Raw genomic sequence first — 1,012 nt, 5'->3', positions numbered from 1 at the left:
GCAACGGATATGTACACAAATCAAAAAATCCAAATCAAAAAATCCAAAACAAAAAAAAGGCGACCGAAGTCGCCCAAAATGCCTTGCGTGCTCATGTATCCGAAAAGACCTAAGGCCTCTTACGCTTATTAGCGTCTTTCCAGATAAAAATTCCAAACCCTACAAAGAACATCACCATGAGGCCAACCGTCAGCACTCCGGCAAACACCACATTATCGAAAAACATGACCGGCCTCCTGCACTTGCCCTGTTGCGATAGGGCTAAGTTAACCAAGAAGACGAAAGAAGAAATTGACGAGGATCAATGTCGCCCGCGACGGAGCGTAAAGAAGGGAAATAACTGACCTGCATCAAACGATGCAGGCTATATCAACGCTTTTTCGGTTTGCTTTTCGGCTTTTTCTTGGGCTTCCCCAACGGCATCGCCTGTTCAAACGCCTGGCGCACTTCATTCAGTCGCTTGTCATTCAGATCATGAACACGTTTGGCCCGTTCGGCATTCAGGTCAATCAACTTGTCATCGTCACTCATGGCTTGGCTTACGTAATGGCTTGGATGCCCCAATAATGCGTCCTGCGCCAATCCCGCGTAAACAAAATCGATGTCATCCCGCGCATTTGCCCGCAAAATCCCCCCATCCCACCCCCTCACACAGAGCGTTCGACGTGGCACTGCACAAGGACCTTCCCCCACTCCTGGCCCTGCGCGCCTTTGAGGCCGTGGCCCGGCATTTGAGTTTTATCAAGGCCGCCGCCGAGCTGTCAGTGACCCAAAGCGCCCTCAGCCATCAAGTGCAGAAACTCGAACAGCATTTGGGCAAACCGCTGTTTATCCGACGCACCCGCGCCATCGATCTGACCGAAGACGGCCAACACTACTACGACCAGATCCGCCCCGCCCTCGACACCATCGCCGCCGCCACCCGCCAGCAGCAAACACCGCCCGCCACCAGCGTACTGCGCGTCGGCCTGCTCGCCTCGTTCGCCACCTTGTGGCTGGCACCGCGCCTGGC

Annotated in this window: 3 protein-coding genes; 1 reads left to right on the top strand and 2 read right to left on the bottom strand. The window is 54.2% G+C overall.

What is annotated here, in order from left to right:
- Positions 1 to 109: 109 nt before the first annotated feature.
- Together ccoM and HX846_RS33145 are read right to left on the bottom strand one after the other, a co-directional pair.
- Positions 110 to 226 carry a cytochrome c oxidase subunit CcoM gene (ccoM, locus tag HX846_RS40280; protein ID WP_003210916.1) on the bottom strand — a complete coding sequence of 39 codons (117 nt, stop codon included), beginning with the start codon at positions 224 to 226 and terminating at the stop codon, positions 110 to 112.
- 143 nt (positions 227 to 369) lie between these two features.
- Positions 370 to 672 carry a hypothetical protein gene (locus HX846_RS33145; protein WP_143495551.1) on the bottom strand — a complete coding sequence of 101 codons (303 nt, stop codon included), beginning with the start codon at positions 670 to 672 and terminating at the stop codon, positions 370 to 372.
- Here HX846_RS33145 and HX846_RS33140 point away from each other — a divergent pair.
- Positions 666 to 1,012: LysR family transcriptional regulator (locus HX846_RS33140; RefSeq protein ID WP_178967042.1), on the top strand; the 347-nt coding region annotated here is incomplete at its 3' end. The two genes, HX846_RS33145 and HX846_RS33140, sit on opposite strands and share 7 nt — an antisense overlap.

This window comes from Pseudomonas sp. K5002 (assembly GCF_013386655.1).
Classification (GTDB): Bacteria; Pseudomonadota; Gammaproteobacteria; order Pseudomonadales; family Pseudomonadaceae; genus Aquipseudomonas.
Note: the sequence above shows the minus strand (reverse complement) of the source record. Positions and strands in the feature narration are given on the sequence as shown.

Excerpts from the sequence above, each read along its gene's own strand:
- ccoM (WP_003210916.1), bottom strand. The coding sequence starts at position 226 with ATGTTTTTCGATAATGTGGTGTTTGCCGGAGTGCTGACGGTTGGCCTC.